This is a genomic window from Dactylosporangium sp. NPDC051484 (assembly GCF_040689395.1).
In the GTDB taxonomy this organism is placed as follows: domain Bacteria; phylum Actinomycetota; class Actinomycetes; order Mycobacteriales; family Micromonosporaceae; genus Dactylosporangium.
The window spans coordinates 286,168-301,633 of the sequence record NZ_JBFAZX010000007.1 but is presented as its reverse complement, the minus strand read 5'-3'; the positions used below and the strand labels follow the sequence as shown (position 1 = coordinate 301,633).

At 70.2% G+C, this 15,466-nt stretch carries 13 protein-coding genes; 7 read left to right on the top strand and 6 right to left on the bottom strand.

Going from position 1 to position 15,466, the window contains the following annotated elements; genetic code table 11:
• Window positions 1-55: 55 nt before the first annotated feature.
• Both AB0367_RS16275 and AB0367_RS16270 read right to left on the bottom strand, forming a co-directional pair.
• Window positions 56-1,087: an enediyne biosynthesis protein gene (locus tag AB0367_RS16275; protein WP_366227098.1), complete on the bottom strand. Its 1,032-nt coding sequence runs from the start codon at window positions 1,085-1,087 to the stop codon at window positions 56-58.
• Window positions 1,084-3,096, bottom strand: coding sequence for a CRTAC1 family protein (locus AB0367_RS16270; protein WP_366227097.1), 2,013 nt, complete (start codon window positions 3,094-3,096; stop codon window positions 1,084-1,086). Before AB0367_RS16270 ends, AB0367_RS16275 begins: the two co-directional genes overlap by 4 nt.
• Before the next feature lie 364 nt (window positions 3,097-3,460).
• Between AB0367_RS16270 and AB0367_RS16265 the strand changes: the two genes are divergently transcribed.
• The gene (locus tag AB0367_RS16265; RefSeq protein WP_366227096.1) at window positions 3,461-4,552 is read left to right on the top strand and encodes a carboxymuconolactone decarboxylase; all 1,092 of its coding nucleotides are present in this window, start codon (window positions 3,461-3,463) and stop codon (window positions 4,550-4,552) included.
• Window positions 4,553-4,625: 73 nt separating this feature from the next.
• Here AB0367_RS16265 and AB0367_RS16260 read toward each other — a convergent pair whose 3' ends face one another.
• From AB0367_RS16260 to AB0367_RS16250, 3 genes are all read right to left on the bottom strand, one after another.
• Complete coding sequence (locus AB0367_RS16260) at window positions 4,626-5,801, bottom strand: cytochrome P450 (protein ID WP_366227126.1); 1,176 nt, start codon at window positions 5,799-5,801, stop codon at window positions 4,626-4,628.
• A gap of 124 nt (window positions 5,802-5,925) precedes the next feature.
• Entirely contained in the window at window positions 5,926-6,810 is an 885-nt protein-coding gene (locus AB0367_RS16255; protein WP_366227095.1) for an NAD-dependent epimerase/dehydratase family protein, read from the bottom strand.
• Window positions 6,811-6,851: 41 nt separating this feature from the next.
• Complete coding sequence (locus tag AB0367_RS16250; RefSeq protein WP_366227094.1) at window positions 6,852-8,102, bottom strand: glycosyltransferase; 1,251 nt, start codon at window positions 8,100-8,102, stop codon at window positions 6,852-6,854.
• A gap of 181 nt (window positions 8,103-8,283) precedes the next feature.
• Between AB0367_RS16250 and AB0367_RS16245 the strand changes: the two genes are divergently transcribed.
• From AB0367_RS16245 to AB0367_RS16220, 6 genes are all read left to right on the top strand, one after another.
• Window positions 8,284-8,673, top strand: coding sequence for a YciI family protein (locus AB0367_RS16245; protein WP_366227093.1), 390 nt, complete (start codon window positions 8,284-8,286; stop codon window positions 8,671-8,673).
• 212 nt (window positions 8,674-8,885) lie between these two features.
• Window positions 8,886-11,162 carry a glycoside hydrolase family 3 C-terminal domain-containing protein gene (locus AB0367_RS16240; protein WP_366227092.1) on the top strand — a complete coding sequence of 759 codons (2,277 nt, stop codon included), beginning with the start codon at window positions 8,886-8,888 and terminating at the stop codon, window positions 11,160-11,162.
• A gap of 118 nt (window positions 11,163-11,280) precedes the next feature.
• Window positions 11,281-11,676, top strand: coding sequence for a YciI family protein (locus AB0367_RS16235; RefSeq protein WP_366227091.1), 396 nt, complete (start codon window positions 11,281-11,283; stop codon window positions 11,674-11,676).
• A 3-nt stretch (window positions 11,677-11,679) separates the two neighbouring features.
• Window positions 11,680-12,912 (top strand): sigma-70 family RNA polymerase sigma factor, encoded by a 1,233-nt coding sequence (locus tag AB0367_RS16230; RefSeq protein WP_366227090.1) that lies wholly within the window; start codon window positions 11,680-11,682, stop codon window positions 12,910-12,912.
• 83 nt (window positions 12,913-12,995) lie between these two features.
• Window positions 12,996-14,177: an acyl-CoA dehydrogenase family protein gene (locus AB0367_RS16225; protein WP_366227089.1), complete on the top strand. Its 1,182-nt coding sequence runs from the start codon at window positions 12,996-12,998 to the stop codon at window positions 14,175-14,177.
• Window positions 14,178-14,333: 156 nt separating this feature from the next.
• Window positions 14,334-15,071 carry a DUF899 domain-containing protein gene (locus tag AB0367_RS16220; RefSeq protein ID WP_366227088.1) on the top strand — a complete coding sequence of 246 codons (738 nt, stop codon included), beginning with the start codon at window positions 14,334-14,336 and terminating at the stop codon, window positions 15,069-15,071.
• Window positions 15,072-15,097: 26 nt separating this feature from the next.
• On the opposite strand, the gene AB0367_RS16215 is transcribed toward AB0367_RS16220, so the two are convergent.
• Window positions 15,098-15,298, bottom strand: a complete 201-nt coding sequence (locus AB0367_RS16215) for a DUF4287 domain-containing protein (protein ID WP_366227087.1) — start codon at window positions 15,296-15,298, stop codon at window positions 15,098-15,100.
• Between the last annotated feature and the right edge of the window lie 168 nt (window positions 15,299-15,466).

Here is a 15,466-nt window from a genome sequence, read left to right as displayed (position 1 = left end):
GCGCGGGCGGCGGCGCGTGCCGCCGCCCGCGCGGAGGTGCTGGTTCGGCGCGCGCTCAGCCGGCGCTCGCCACGGCCTGTGGCCGCGCGTCCGGTGCGACGTGCTGGCGCCCCTGCGCCAGCCACCTGATCCACCAGTACGCGCCCCGGATGAGGCACACGATGGTGACGGCGAAGAACAACGTGTAGACGACGTTGAAGAACATCAGCACGCCGTAGACGGTGCCGACGCTCGCGCCGAACATGAACTGGTGGCGCCCGGCCGACGGGCTGGTGCCGGGGTCGGTGACCATGTAGTTGGTGAACAGGACGAACGCGACACCCGTTATCGGCGCCAGCGCCGCCCACAGCGCCACGTCCCAGACCCAGTGGCGCACCAAGGCCTGGATCACGAACGATCCGACCCAGCCCATGATGAGCAGCACCTTCTTCGTCAGCATCGCGTTGAGCACGGTGCCGGCCGTGACGATGATCAGCGGGATGACGATGCTGATGACGTCGGGTACGCGCTCGGTGAACTGATACGGCGGCGCGATGTTCACCCAGGAGAAGGCCAGCAGCGTGGCGGTGATGCCGAAGTTGGACGGGTTCATGAAGTGCCGCATCCGGCCCTTGATCGGCGCCTGGAGCACGTACTTCTGCCCCACCGCGACGGCCACGCCGAAGGCGATCGGCCAGAACATGTCGTTGGCGTACAGCAGCATGTTCGCCGCCAGCGCCGTGATGTGGGTCGGCAGCATGAACGTGTAGACGCCCCAGACGCCGTTGCCGCTGTATGCGGCGGGGCGCCGGTTCGCCCAGGCGGCGATCGTCTCGGCGCCGAACTCGACGGAGTAGCCGACGAGGAGCGCGAAGAACGGCCATGCCCACGGCTGCTCGAAGCCGAGCACGGTGTAGCCGAGGATGTTGAAGATGCTCATCGAGATGGCGAAGTTGCGCAGCGCCAGGTAGCGCGGGTCCCGCCGGTCGATGCGGGGCACCGCCGGGCCCCGGCCGGGCGACGTGGGCGCGGAGCCCGAAGGGGTACTGCGGACGGTGGTGCTGCCGCGGTCGCCGGTATCAGCGGGGTTGATACGGACGTCGGTCATGACGTGGTCACCTCACGGGCCTGGTCGGTGAGCATCAGGTTGTGCCAGCCGGATGTCAGCGTCACCGTCTGCTGGTGTACGGCGCCGTTGACGTCGCGCCAGCTGATGTCGGCGCGGACCGGCTGGCTGCCCTGGTTGCCCAGGCCGAAGAAGACGTCGAAGCTGCGCTTGCCGGAGTGCCCGCCACCGCCGTCGAGCTGGGCGATCTGGGTCCGTCCGTCGGCGGTGGTCAGGCGGACGACGGCGCCGTAGGCGGGCGAGCCGTGCGGCGCGACGTCCGTCTGCTGCCCCGGCGGGGCGGCCACGGTGTCGCCCGGCGCGGTGTCGGTCAGCGCCGGCCGGTAGAGCCGCAGCCCGACGAATGCGCCGCGGTTGGGGCTGGTGTTGCGGTAGAAGGCGGGCTCGCCCCACTGCCGGGCGACCAGGAGGTCCTGGCCGCCGTCGCCGTCGACGTCGGCGACGCCGATGCCACGGGTCGGGATCGGCACGTTCAGGCCGAGCTCGGCGCTGAGGTTGCTGTAGCGGCCGTTGCCCTCCGGCGCCCAGAAGGCCAGCGTGTTCTTGCCGGCGATGTCGTCACCGGGCTCCGCCTTCGGCCACATTTTCGGGTCCTGCAGCAGCAGGTCGTTGCTCATCGCCAGTTCCTGCAACCAGTTGAACCGGTTGATGTCGCCCTTGACGAAGCCGCACGCCTGCACGATCGCGAGATGCCCGCTGTTGCTGAAGTCGGCCATCTTGGCGTCCCAGCCCCAGCCGACCCAGGCGAGGTTGGTCTCCGACGCCCGGTTCTCGAACGGCGCGAGGCCCTTCGCCATCGACGCCCGGGCGTCCTGCGGACTCGCCGCCGTGTTGAACCAGACGAGATTGCTCTCCTCGAGGCCCCACGACTCGGTGATGTTGCTGACGAACGCGTCGAACCGGCCGCTGCCGCGCAGGTCTGCGAAGTCGACCGACATGCCCTTGAAGGAATCGTGCCCCATCACCATCGACTTCGGGTCGAACGCTCCGCGGCGGCCCTCGACGAGGTCGAACTTGATGTGGCCGGCCGTGGACACGTTGTGGAAGAACCGGTCATTGCCGAAATCGTTGGCGAGGTACAGCTCGGGCAGCAGGTCGCCGTCGAGGTCGGCGGACGCCGCGGCGAGCGTCCAGCCGCTGCCGGCCGCCGGATCGATGGCGGGCTGCTCCTGGAACTGCACACTGGGCTTGGCCCCGCCGGTGGCGCCGACCCAGCGCAGTATGTGCGCGCCGCCGGCGTTGCGGGCGTGCGACATGGAGTGATTCATCTGCACGTTGGGCGCACCGTGCGTGTCGAGGACCTGCGTGTCGGGGAAGTAGTTGAACACCCCGACGTCGGCATGCCCGTCACCGTCGAAGTCGGCCACCGCGACCGCGTTGGTGTTCCACAGTGGACCGCGGTACACCCCGTCGGCGGGGGCGGCCTGTGGCACCAGCTCGGTCGGCACGTAGGCCGCCGGCGAGAGGGGCTCCTGCTGCGGCTTCTTCAGGAACAGCACGGGCGTGCGACCCCAGTAGTAGACGAGCAGGTCGACCCACCCGTCGCCGTTGAGGTCGGCCGGCACACAGCCCATGGGGGCGACGGCGGGGCCGGTCGGCAGCGGCGCCGGCTCGAGCACGAACGGCTTGTAGGTGCCGCGGCCGCCCGGGGCCGGGGTGACGATGACCGAGTCGCTACGGGTGTCGACGAGGCACAGGTCGTCGGCGATCCCGCTGCCGTCGAGGTCGTTGACCGCGATCGCGGCGCCGACCGAGGAGATCCAGGACTTGATGTGCTCGTAGGCCGGGTTCACCTGGCGCACGGTGTGCTGGGCCAGCCCAGCCGGCAGTGCGATCGGCATCTGCTTGAACTGGTACCGCTCGGCCATGCTCGCCCGGGTCGCTGCCGACGCCTGGGGCAACCTCGCCGCGCCGTACAGAAGGGCGATCAGGGCGAGTACGACGAACGCTGGGATGAGTCGGCGCAGGGCGCCGACAGGTTGCGAGGGCAACGGTTCCCCCTTCTCGAATCCGGAGCAGGAATCGGCGCACGGGCCGAACGCGAATGGGCATGCCGACTCGCCGGGACGGTCAGTTGACGTCCCACCGGGGTGACGTCGAGGAACAACGGGCCGTCGCGAGCCGACATCCGCCATCCTGTCGTCATCGTCGTTCGAATACTTCTCAAGGAGTGCGGATCGGCTTGTTTGTTCGTGCTGTTCAGGGCGCAGATGCATGGATAGTGAGACGTGCCGATGACGTCTATCCGGCGACGTTCTCCAACGTGCTTACTTTCGTCGTGGTGCCGCCGTATTCGTTGACTTGACGAAAGGCGGCGGACTGTACTGACGATCACCACGACATTGGGAGGGCGACATGGTCGTCAGGCGGATCACCGCGTCAGTTGCCGCACGTCAGGTCGTGCACGTCACACCGGTCCCGCCGAGCGCGGCGAGCGGCGACGTCGCCTTGATCTACGAGCAGGTCCGGCGGGAGTTCAAGATCGTGCTACCGCCGGTGCTCGCGCACTCGCCGGTGCCGCAGCTGCTCGCGGCGGAGTGGATGCTGATGCGCGAGCCGCTGGTTGCCGCCGGGGCCGCGGACCGGCTGGCGAAGGAGGCCGTCGCGTCGGCGGTGTCGCTGGCCAACACCTGCCCCTTCTGCGTCGACATGCACTCGACCGGGCTGTACGACCTGTCCACCGAAGGCGACGCGGAGGCGATCGCCGGTGACCGCATCAGCGACGTCCAGGACCGCCGGATCCGGGCCATCGCCACCTGGGCCCGGCACGCGCACCTGCCGCGTGGCCCGCAGACGGGTGTGCCCTTCCCGGAAGAGCAGCGTGCCGAGCTCGTCGGCGTGCTGGTGAGCTTCCACTACATCGCCCGCATGGTGAACGTCTTCCAGCCCGGCTACCTGCTGCCGCCCCGCCTCGGACCGGGCGGAAGGCGCCGCTTCAAGCAGGGACTGAGCTACGTGCTCGCGCCGGTGCTGCGCGGCCGCTTCGACTCCGGCACCTCGTTACGGTTCCTGCCGGCCGGTGACCCATTGCCGGAGTCGGCGGCGTGGGCGCGCGATCATGCCAACATCGCCGCCGCGGTCAGCCGCTCGTACGCGGCCTTCGAGGACGCGGGCAGACGTACGGTGCCGCCGGCCGTACAGCGGCTGGTGCTGGAGCGTCTCGAGGCATGGCGTGGCGAGGACGCCGGACCGAGCCGTGCCTGGTGCGAGGAGCTGATCGCGGACCTGGCCCCCGCGCAGCAGGCCTCCGCGCGGCTGGCCCTGCTCACCGCTTTCGCGTCGTTCCAGATGGACGCGAAGGTGATCGACGAGTTCCGCCGGTACCACCCCGGCGACGTCAAGCTGCTCGAGACCGCGGCCTGGGCGAGCTTCGTGATGGCGCGCGAGGTCGGGCGCAGGCAGTCGCGGGCCGGCGAGCCGTTGCCAAGGGTCTCCGGCGTGGTGTGAAGCGCAGCTGGACAGCATGACGAACGAGCCGCCGGAGAACCGGCGGCTCGTTCGTCGCAGTGCCGGCCGCGGACTACCCGCTCACCGAGGCGTGCGCGTGCAGCGTGACCGGCAGCTCGGCCCGGCCATTGAGCAGGAACGTGCCCTGAGGCGCGAGCTCTTCACGGGGGATGGCGAGCGCGAGATCCGGGAAACGCTCGAACAGAGCGGGCAGCGCGACCGCCGCCTCCAGCCGGCCCAGCGGAGCGCCGATGCAGAAGTGGATGCCGTGCCCGAACGCCAGGTGTTCCTTGTCGGCTCTGGTGATGTCGAAGGTGTCGGCGCTCTCGCCGTGCAGCTGCGGATCGCGGCCGGAGGCGGCGAAGCCGATCAGCACCGGGTCCCCCTTCGGGATCGTCACCCCGGCGATGTCGACCTCCTCGGTGGTGAAGCGGAACGGCAGCTGGGCGATCGGCGACTCGACCCGCAACGTCTCCTCGATGACGTCGCGCCAGGAGAGCTGTCCGGTGCGGACCATCTCGTACTGCTCCCGGTTGGTGAGCATCGCCAGGGCCGCGTTGGAGATGAGGTTCGTCGTCGTCTCCGACCCGGCGCCCAGCATCAGGTGCACGGTGCCGGCCATCTCGGAGTCGTTGAGCCGGGAGCCGTCCTCCTCCTGCGTCGTGATCATGGCACTGATCAGGTCCTCGCCGGGCTCGCGGCGCTTGAGCGCGATGACGTCGTTGATGGCGCCGTGCCACTGCTCGACGTTGGCCACCGCCTCCTCGTGGTTGATCGTGGTCTCGACGTTCACCTGGCCGCCGCGCAGCACGTCGTCGCGGAGCTCCTCCGGGATACCGAACAGGTCGCAGATCACCTTGGTGGGCAGCGCCTGGGCGAACGTCGTCTTGAGGTCCACCACCTCACCCGGCGGCAGCGCCGCCAGGTTGTCCAGCAGGTCGGCGACGATCTGCTCGATCTGCGGCCGCATCGCGTCGACCCGGCGCAGCGTGAAGGCCTTGGCGACCAGCTTGCGCAGGCGGGCGTGGTCCTCACCGTCGGAGGTGGTCATGTTCTCCATCATCACCCAGCCGATCAGCGGGAAGTCTGGGCCGATCTCCCCGTTGACGAACGCGGGCCAGTGCTTGCGGGCATCCTTGGCGAAGCGCGGATCGGTCAGCACCTTGCGGACCATCTCGTAGCCGACCACGGACCAGGCCCGGACCCCGCCGGGCAGTTCCACCTGGGCGATCGGACCCTGGGCACGCATGCGGGCGCCCTCGGCGTGGATGTCACGGCCGGTGGCGTCGATGACGATGGGTTCGGACGGGCTGTTCACGGGACCTCCAGCAGTTCCTTGAATTTCCAGACGTTTCGACGGTTCCGGGCCCATGTCAGGGCACGATTGCGGCTGGGTTGTGGCCGAGGTCCTCGGGGCGGACCGGGAACCCGGCCGCGGCGAGTTCCTGGGCCAGTGACGCCACCGCGTCGGTGTGCCGGGGGACCCAGCCCATCTCCCGGCGGGTCTTCTGCGACGAGACCACCTGGTGCAGCCGGAACAGGCCCCCGATCGGGGCGTACTCCGGCGGGACGTCCTCGTGTTCCGGCCACGAGATCGTCCTGCCACAGCCGACCAGCGCGGCCAGGCGATCCACCAGGACGTTCTCAGCGATCGCGTTCCACACGGTGCCGGGAGCGGCGGACCTGGCCACGGCGAGGTACAGCGGAGGTAGATCGTCGACGTGGACGGCCCCCCAGCGCACGTCGGGCTCGCCGACGTAGACGCCCGCACCGAGGCGCTGCGCCAACGGGACCATCATGTTCTGCACCACGCCGCCGCCGGAGCCGTAGATGAGACCGGGCCGGATCACCCGATGACCCGCGGCCAGCGCCCGGCGTTCCACCTCGTCACGCCAGCCGACCAGCGGATGCGGATGCGGGACGTCGTCCTCGTCCACGTGGCCCGCGCCGAGCACGTCACTGCCCGAAGTGATGATCATCGGACTGCCGGCCTCGATGAGGGCGTCCACCCCGGCCAGGTCGAGCCGCTCGTCGAGGATCGCGCCGAGGTGGATGACCAGATCGAAGCCGCGGGCCGCCTCGACGAGCGACGGCGGGTCGGCGAGGTCACCGGGCACTGCCCGGTAGGCGGGGTCGACCGGCGTGCCGCCCGGCCGTTGCAGGCCTGCGACCCGGTAGCCGGCGCGGGCGAAGCCGGCCGACATCCGGGTGCCGACGTAGCCCGCGGAACCGATGATGAGGACGTCTGACGGTGACAAAGTTGCTCCTCACAACGAACGGGTGATACGGGTGATGTCGACTACCCCAGGGCGCCCGGGTGATCGGCGAAGACGTCGACCTTGCGGCCGATGCGCGCCGCTTCGGCCCGCACGCTGTCGCCCCAGCGTTCCCAGAGCCCGGCGAGGCGGGACGTGACGATGACGACGTCGACGCTCTGGTCGGGCAGCACGGTGCGGATGCCGATCGCGTGGTGGCCGGTGACCGTCGCGCCCCGCGTCGCCTGGTCGAGCAGTTCCCGGTCGAAGTCGGCGACGTGGGCCTGCTCCGCCCCGGACGGCAGGACGGCACCACAGCCGATGATCGCGACGCGTTGCCCCGACCCGGTCCGCCGCAGTGCGGCCGCGACCTCCTCGGCGACGTCGATGTCATGCGACTTGCGGGTCCACTCCAGCAGGTCCAGCCACTCCTGCTCCCAGCGCCAGTACTCGGCGCGCTCCGCCACCAGGCAGCCCAGCTCGATCGCCGGCTCCGGGTACTTGGCCAGGAAGCGGCCCATGTTGCCGATCAGCTCCTGCCACCGCTCGGTCATCACCCGCTCGTGCGGCCACTCGATGATCCAGGCGTCCCGGACGACGTACGGGGTCAGGCCGTTGCGCTCCAGACGCAGGCCGAGGTCGAGATCCTCCGCGCCCCACAGCACGTAGGACTCGTCGAAGCCGTCCACCGCCCAGAACTCGTCGGTGCGTACCGAGCAGTTGTTGGTGAAGAACGCCCGCCAGGCCAGCGGCATGCGGGCGAGTTCGAAGTCGTACGCCTCCAGGGCCGGGTGGCGGACGTCGCGCATGGCCGGCTGGTCCTTGAACCGCGCCAGCACCTGCTCCGGGGGCATCTGATCCAACGCCTCGGCCAGGCCGGGCACCGGGTCCTCCATCGGGTTGTAACCCCAGGCGTACCCAATGACCGCGCGACGAGCCGCCGGGTCGGCGTGCGCGACGAGGTGCTGACGCACGAAGTCCGGCCCGACCATGCATCCCGAGTCGAGGAAGACCAGCACCGGGGCGGTGGCCAGCCGGGCACCCTCGTTGCGTGCCAGGCCGACCCGCATCCCCTGGTCCTGCTGGAAGTGGTAGCCGATCCGCAGCCGGCCGGCGAACGCCTCGACGACGTCCCGGGTGTCGTCCGAGGAACCGTCGTCGGACACGATCACCTCGAAGCTGTCGAGCGGCACGTCCTGCCGGGTCAGCTGTTCGAGCATCCGGCGCAGCAACGGCGCGCGGTTGTAGGTGGGGATGACGACCGATACCTCCGGCCGGCCGATGTCCTGCTGCATGATGTGTTCCTCCGGCGACGGACGAATGGTCAGTCCATCGTTGGAGATGGGCCGCTCGGGTCGCATCGCCGAAAGTGCTCTGCCGTTTTGGATCCGGCGGGCGCGCGTACGTCGAAACCGGGTCCATCGCTCCGACTTCCTTGAGAGGCGCCGTGGCGGCGCCGGACACGGAGGATGCGTCGTGCGATACGTGATCATGATTTACAGCAACCCGGCCACCTGGGTGCACCCGATGTTCCTGCACCAGCACGAGCCGCTGGCACCCGAGGAGCGGGCCGCGCAGCTCGACGAGTTCGGGGCGCTGATGAAGGAGATCGCGGAATCGGGCGAGCTCATCGAATCGGCGGCGCTGGCCGACCCGCTCACCAGCCGGATCATCCGGTTCCGCGACGGGGTGCCGGCGGCCACCGACGGTCCCTTCGCCGACGCCAAGGAGCAGATGGCCGGCTTCTTCCTGGTCGAGTGCGACACGCCGGAGCGGGCCGAGGAGATCGCCACCCGCTTCCCCGACGCGCGCCACGGGGGCGTGGAGATCCGGCCGGTGATGGACCTGTCCGGCATGGAGATGTGACCCTGGAGGGCGGCCGCGGTCACTGCTCCCGGCCGCCCTCCGTCGGCCGGGGCCGGCCCGCGCGCCGGCGTCGGCCTTGAGCAGCGTTGAGGTCTGACCCCAGCTCCACAGGCTGTCACCGCCAGCCCGGCGGCCAGGATGTCGCGTGCCGCGTCCGCGTCCGCACGTTTCCTGCCCGGCTTGTAGGCCGGGGTATCCACGGAAGGAATCAGATGACCATGGCAACCGAGGCGGCCGGCGCTGGCGCCGGGTCCGCGCAGGACTTGACCCTGGCCCAGAAGGCGTCGCTGACCTCCGGCGGCGACGCCTGGCACACCCAGGCGATCCCCGCTGCCGGCATCGCCGCGGTGATGGTCTCCGACGGCCCGCACGGTCTGCGCAAACAGACCGCCACAGGCGAGGACGCGCTGGCCCTGAGCGTCAGCACGCCGGCCACCTGCTTCCCACCGGCCGCGGGTCTGGCCTCGTGCTGGAACACGCGGCTGGTGGAACAGGTCGGCCGGGCGATCGGGCGCGAGGCGGCGGCCGAGGGGGTCTCCGTCGTGCTCGGGCCGGGCGTGAACATCAAGCGGTCCCCGCTGGGCGGGCGCAACTTCGAGTATCTTTCCGAGGATCCGCTGCTGGCCGCGAGGTTGGGTGCGGCGTTCGTCCGCGGGCTGCAGTCCGTCGGTGTCGGCGCCTCGGTCAAGCACTTCGCCGTGAACAACCAGGAGACCGACCGGATGCGGGTGAGCGCCGACGTCGACGAGCGCACCCTTCGCGAGATCTACCTGCCGGCCTTCGAGTACATCGTCAGGACTGAGCAGCCGGCGACCGTGATGGCCGCCTACAACAAGATCAACGGCGTGTACTGCAGCGAGCACCACTGGCTGCTCACCGAGGTGCTCCGCGGCGAGTGGGGCTTCGAGGGCCTGGTCGTCAGCGACTGGGGGGCGGTCGTGGACCGGGTCGCGGCGCTGGCCGCCGGCCTGGACCTGGAAATGCCCCCGCGCACCGGCGGCGACGTCGAAGTCGGCACCGCCGTGGCCCGCGGCGAGCTTCCCGAGTCCACACTGGACGCCGCGGTCGCCCGGGTGCTGGCACTGGCCGCACGTCAGCCCGCGGACACCGCCGTCGACCTCGACGCCCAGCACGAGCTGGCGCACGCGGCGGCACTTGAGTCCGCTGTCCTGCTCAAGAACGACGACGCCATCCTGCCGCTGGCCGCCGACGCTCCCGGCACGCTCGCCGTCATCGGCGAGTTCGCGCGCAGCCCGCGCTACCAGGGTGGCGGCAGCTCCCACGTCCTGGCCACCCGGGTGGACGACGCCCTGAGCTCGATCCGTGCCATGGTGAGCGATCCAGGCCGCGTCGCCTTCGCACCCGGCTTCACCCTCGACGGCCGCCCGGACCCGAGCCTGGTAGCGGAGGCGACGGAGCTGGCAGGGCGGGCCGGCACCGTGCTGGTCTTCCTCGGACTGCCCGAGCACGCCGAAAGCGAGGGCCTTGACCGGACGGACCTCGACCTGCCCGCGGACCAGCTGGCCCTGCTCGACGCGCTCACCGAGGTGAGCAGCCGGCTCGTGGTGGTGCTGTCGAACGGCTCCGCCGTCACGGTGGCACCATGGCAGGACGGCGCGGCCGCCATCCTCGAGGGCTGGCTCCTCGGCCAGGCGGGCGGTACGGCGCTCGCCCAGCTGCTGTTCGGCGTGGCGAACCCGTCCGGCAAGCTCGCCGAGTCCTTGCCGGTGCGCCTGCGCGACACCCCGTCCTACCTGCACTTCCCGGGCGGTGACGGGCATGTGCGCTACGGCGAGGGCATCTACGTGGGATACCGCTACTACGACACCCTCGACCTCCCGGTGGCGTATCCGTTCGGCCACGGCCTGAGCTACACGAGCTTCGCGTACGACGGGCTGCGGTGCCACCTGACGGGTGCCAACAGCTTCCAGGTCACCTTCACGGTCACCAACACCGGACCGCGAGCCGGAGCGGAGATCGCCCAGCTCTACCTGCGGCCCATCGAACCCGGCATCGACCGGCCGGTCCACGAGCTCAAGGCCTTCGCCAAGGTCACGCTCGCATCGGGCGCCCGCGAAACCGTGACCCTCACCCTCGACGAGCGGGACTTCGCCTACTGGTCTCCCGGCCGGCGCCGCTGGACGGTCGACGAGGGCGCCGTCGAGATCCAGATCGGTGCCTCCTCCCGCGACATCCGGCTGCGCACGCAGGTGCACCTCGCCGGGACGTTCGACCGGGACGAGCTCACCGCGAACTCGACGCTCGGCGAGTGGTTCGGCAGTGTGCACGGGGAGCGGCTGCGCGCCGCCATCACCGCCGCCGGGTTCGCCGGGGCGCTCGGGCTGAACGGCGCCGACCTCCCGCCGATGCCGGCCGCGACCCCGCTCAGCAGGCTGGTCTCGTTCCTGCCGGGACTCACCCAACAGGACGTCGAACAGTTCATCCGGGCCGCCCGGGACACCGGGTTCCGACCGGACGAGCCGCGCTAGCCACCCGGCCGCACCACCCGGCACCGCGGTCACCCCAGGACCTGCGCGTCGGTGTCCACACCCCCGCGTATCGTCGCTATCGTGTGGTACGTGGCGCGTTCGCGCCGGAATGCCGAGGGTGACCTTGAAGTATGTGATCATGATCTACAGCAATCCGGCGACCTGGGTGCATCCGATGTTCCTGCATCAGCACGCGCAGCTGACCCCGGCGGAACGAGCTGCTCAGCTGGATGAGTTCCGCGTGCTGATGACGGAGATCGCGCAGTCCGGCGAGCTGATCGACACGGCGGCCCTGGGCGATCCGGTCAAGAGCCGGACCATCCGCTTCCGCGACGGGGCACCCGCGGTGACGGACGGCCCGTTCGCGGACGCGAAGGAACAGATGGCCGGCTACTTCGTCGTGGACTGCGCGACACCCGAGCGGGCGGCCGAGATCGCGGCCCGCTTCCCGGACGCGCGCTACGGCGGGGTGGAGATCCGGCCGGTGGTGGATCGCTCCGAGATGGAGATGTGATCATTGGAGGATCTGTTGCGGTCGTTGACGCCCAGCGTGCTGGGCGTCCTCGTCCGTCGCTACGGATCCATCGACGCGTGCGAGGACGCCGTTCAGGACGCACTGCTCGCCGCCGCGATGCAGTGGCCGAAGCAGGGCATCCCCGACAACCCGTCGGCCTGGTTGATCACGGTCGGCGCCCGGCGGCTGATCGACGCCCGCCGCAGCGAGGCGGCCCGCCACCAGCGTGAGGCCGTCGTCGCCGCGCTCGTCCCGACCGACGAGCTGCTCTCACCGGCACCCGAGGACCTCCGGCCCGAGGGCGACGACACGCTCACGCTGTTGCTGCTGTGCTGCCATCCCGAGCTGAGCCCGTCATCGCGGATGGCGCTGACGCTACGCGCCGTCGGCGGGCTGACCACCGAGCAGATCGCCAGCGCGTTCCTGGTCAGCGAGGCGACGATGAGCCAGCGGATCAGCCGGGCCAAGCAACGGCTCAAGGCCACCGGCGCGACCTTCGCCATGCCGCCCGACCCGACCGAACGGATGCGGACCGTCCTGCACGTGCTCTACCTGATCTTCAACGAGGGCTACACGAGCACGTCGGGCCCGGATCTGCAGCGCACGAGCCTGACCGGCGAGGCCATCCGGCTCACCCGGGAGGTGCACCGCCTGCTGCCCACCGACGGCGAAGTGGCCGGGCTGCTCGCGCTCATGCTGCTCACCGAGGCGCGCCGACCGGCACGGACCGGGCCCGACGGCGTCCTCATCCCCCTCGCCGAGCAGGACCGGACCCGGTGGAACCGGGAGCAGATCGACGAGGGATGCGCGTTGATCACCCGTACGCTGGCCCGGGCGGTCCTCGGGCCGTACCAGCTGCAGGCGGCGATCGCCGCGGTGCACGACGAGGCGCCACGCGCCGAGGACACCGACTGGCCCCAGATCCTGGTGCTGTACCAGCTGCTGGACCAGGCCTGGCCCAATCCCGTGGTGCGCCTCAACCAGTCGATCGCGCTGGCCATGGTGCGCGGCCCGCAGGCCGGCCTCGAGCTGCTCGCCACCCTGGACGCCGACGAGCGGATGGCCAACGGGCACCGCCTCTACGCCGTGCGCGCCCACCTGCTGGAGATGGCCGGCGAGGTCGCCGCCGCGTACGAGGCGTACGAGGTCGCCGGCCGCCGCACGACGAGTCTGCCCGAGCGGCGCTACCTGGAGGCCAGGGCCCAGCGGCTGGTTCGGGGCGACCGCGAGCAGTGATCGCAACTCCAGAGATGCACGGCCGGTGCTCCGGCTGACATCGTCGGGCGGTGGGCGTAGAGCCGTCGTCGAAGGAGGAGTTCGTGAAGACCATCCAGGAACCGGACCGGGCCGGCCTGCTGCGGCGCGCAGCCGAGCTGGTGCCGGTGCTACGCGGCAACGCTCTGTGGTCCGAGCGTAACCGGCGGCTCGCCGACGAGAGCGTGGAGGCGATGACCGAGGCCGGGATCTTCCGGATGCGGGTGCCGGCCCGCTACGGCGGTTACGAGTGCGACGCGGCCACCCTCGTCGACGTCGGCATCGAGCTCGGCCGCGGCGACGGTTCGGCCGCGTTCAACGTGGCCGCCTGGTGGATCATGTCCTGGAACGTCGCCCACTTCCCGGACGAGGTGCAGGACGAGGTCTTCGCCAACCCCGACGTGCGCATCTGCGGCACCCTGGCCCCGACCGGCATGGCGACGCCCAAGGACGGCGGGGTCGTCATCTCCGGCAAATGGGCCTTCAACAGCGGCGCCTCGCACAGCCAGTGGAAGCTGCTCTCGGCGATCCTGCCGACCGCCGACGGTGGCGCCGAACCCATCATGGCCGTGGTGCCGATCGGTGACCTGACGCTCCTGGACGACTGGGACGTCTCCGGGCTGCGCGGCACCGGCAGCGTCTCCGCGGTGGCCGAAGACGTGTTCGTCCCGGCCGAGCGCTACCTGCCCATCGCCGCGATGATGCAGGAGCAGTACGCGTCGAAGCTCAACGCGGACAACCCGATCTACCGTGGCCCGATGGCCGGGCCGATCTCCGCGGCCACGGTCGGCAAGCTCGTCGGTCTGTCCCGGGCCGCCCAGGAGGCCTTCCTCGACTGGCTGCCCGGGCGTGCCATCACCAACACCAACTACACCAGCCAGCTCGAGGCACCGATCACCCACCTGCAGGTGGCCGAGGCCGCGCTGAAGACGGACGAGGCGGAGTACCACGCCCGCCGCATCGCCGAGATGGTCGACAGGAAGGGGATCGCCGGCGAGCCGTGGACGATGCGCGAACGCGCGTACGCCCGGGTCTCGGTCGGCCGGGTCTGCCAGCTGGCCCACGAGGCCGTGACCACCCTGGCCATGGCCAGCGGCGGCTCGTCCATCCACAGCTCGGTGCCGATCCAGCGGATCCAGCGCGACGTGCAGGCCATCACCCTGCACGCGCTGAACCTGCCCGCCAACAACCTCGAGCTGTACGGGCGGGTCCTGTGCGGCCTGGAGCCCAACACCTTCTTCGTGTAGTCGCGCCGCCGAGCACACCACCGGCCCCGGCCGTCCCGGCACTGTCCGGCACGGCCGGGGCCGTCGCGTTGGCCGGCGGATGTCGGAATCCGGGCGTCGGCTCCGACTACCTGATAGAGGCGCCAACCGGGGCGCCGGCGCCCGAGGAGTGTATCGATGAGCCCGCAGGTGGTCACGTCCGACCAATGGTTGACCGCTCGCCAGGAACTGCGAACCCAGGAGATAGCGCTCCTGCGGGCGCGCGACGCCGTCTCCGCCGCTCGCCGCGCGCTGCCAGCCGTCCTGGTCGAGAAGGACTACGTCTTCGAGGGGCCCGGCGGCAGCGCCCGCCTGGTGGACCTCTTCGAGGGACGCCGTCAGCTGATCATCTACCACTTCATGTTCGACCCCGCGTGGGACCAGGGCTGCAAGCACTGCTCGTTCCTCACCGACAACATCGGGCACCCGGCACACCTGCACTCCCGGGACACCACGATCGCGCTCGTCTCCCGCGCTCCGCGGGCGAAGATCGAGCCGTTCCAGCGGCGGATGGGCTGGATCCTGCCGTGGTACTCCTCCTACGGCAGCTCGTTCAACTACGACTTCCACGTCACGCTCGACGAGGACGTCGCCCCGGTCCAATACGACTTCCGCGACAAGGCCACGCTCGAACGCGACGGCGAGCCCTTCTACACCCAGGGCGAGCAGGGCGGGGTCAGCGTCTTCCTGCGGGAGGGCGACGACGTGCTGCACACCTACTCCGCCTACGGGGACAACATGGAGCTCCTCCAGGGCACCTACAACTACCTGGACCTCACCCCGCTGGGCCGCCAGGACTCCCCCGGCCGCCCGTGGCTGCGCCATCACGACAACTACAAGCCGGTCGTCACCGCCTGCCGGCCGCCGACGACGTGATCGCCGGCGGCCGGAGCGCCGCAGGCCTACTGTTCCTTCTGCTTGTGGACCAGCGCCGTGGCGTGCCCGTGCCCGACGCCGTGCTCCGTCTTCAGCCAGTTGACGAGTTCGGAATGCTTGGTCAGCGGTGACGACGAGATGATCGTCATCCATTCATCGATCGACTTTCCGTACTTCTTCTCGATGGCCGGGAAACTGATTCGCGGTCCGCTCGACGGGGTCGTCATGGTGCGCGTTCTCCTTCATGTGAGTGGATTTCGACGAGAGTCAGAATAGACGACTCGGGCCGGTCAGAAATGGATGACGGCCGGAGTTTTACGCGGCAGTTCCGCAATCACGGAGATGCACGGACTGCGATGCCGAAGTTAGCGTGACAATGCGATCCGGCTCACCAC

Coding starts and splice junctions, on each gene's coding strand:
- AB0367_RS16275 (WP_366227098.1), bottom strand. CDS start 1,087: ATGACCGACGTCCGTATCAACCCCGCTGATACCGGCGACCGCGGCAGC.
- AB0367_RS16265 (WP_366227096.1), top strand. CDS start 3,461: ATGGTCGTCAGGCGGATCACCGCGTCAGTTGCCGCACGTCAGGTCGTG.
- AB0367_RS16260 (WP_366227126.1), bottom strand. CDS start 5,801: ATGCGTGCCCAGGGTCCGATCGCCCAGGTGGAACTGCCCGGCGGGGTC.
- AB0367_RS16250 (WP_366227094.1), bottom strand. CDS start 8,102: ATGCAGCAGGACATCGGCCGGCCGGAGGTATCGGTCGTCATCCCCACC.
- AB0367_RS16240 (WP_366227092.1), top strand. CDS start 8,886: ATGACCATGGCAACCGAGGCGGCCGGCGCTGGCGCCGGGTCCGCGCAG.
- AB0367_RS16220 (WP_366227088.1), top strand. CDS start 14,334: ATGAGCCCGCAGGTGGTCACGTCCGACCAATGGTTGACCGCTCGCCAG.
- AB0367_RS16215 (WP_366227087.1), bottom strand. CDS start 15,298: ATGACGACCCCGTCGAGCGGACCGCGAATCAGTTTCCCGGCCATCGAG.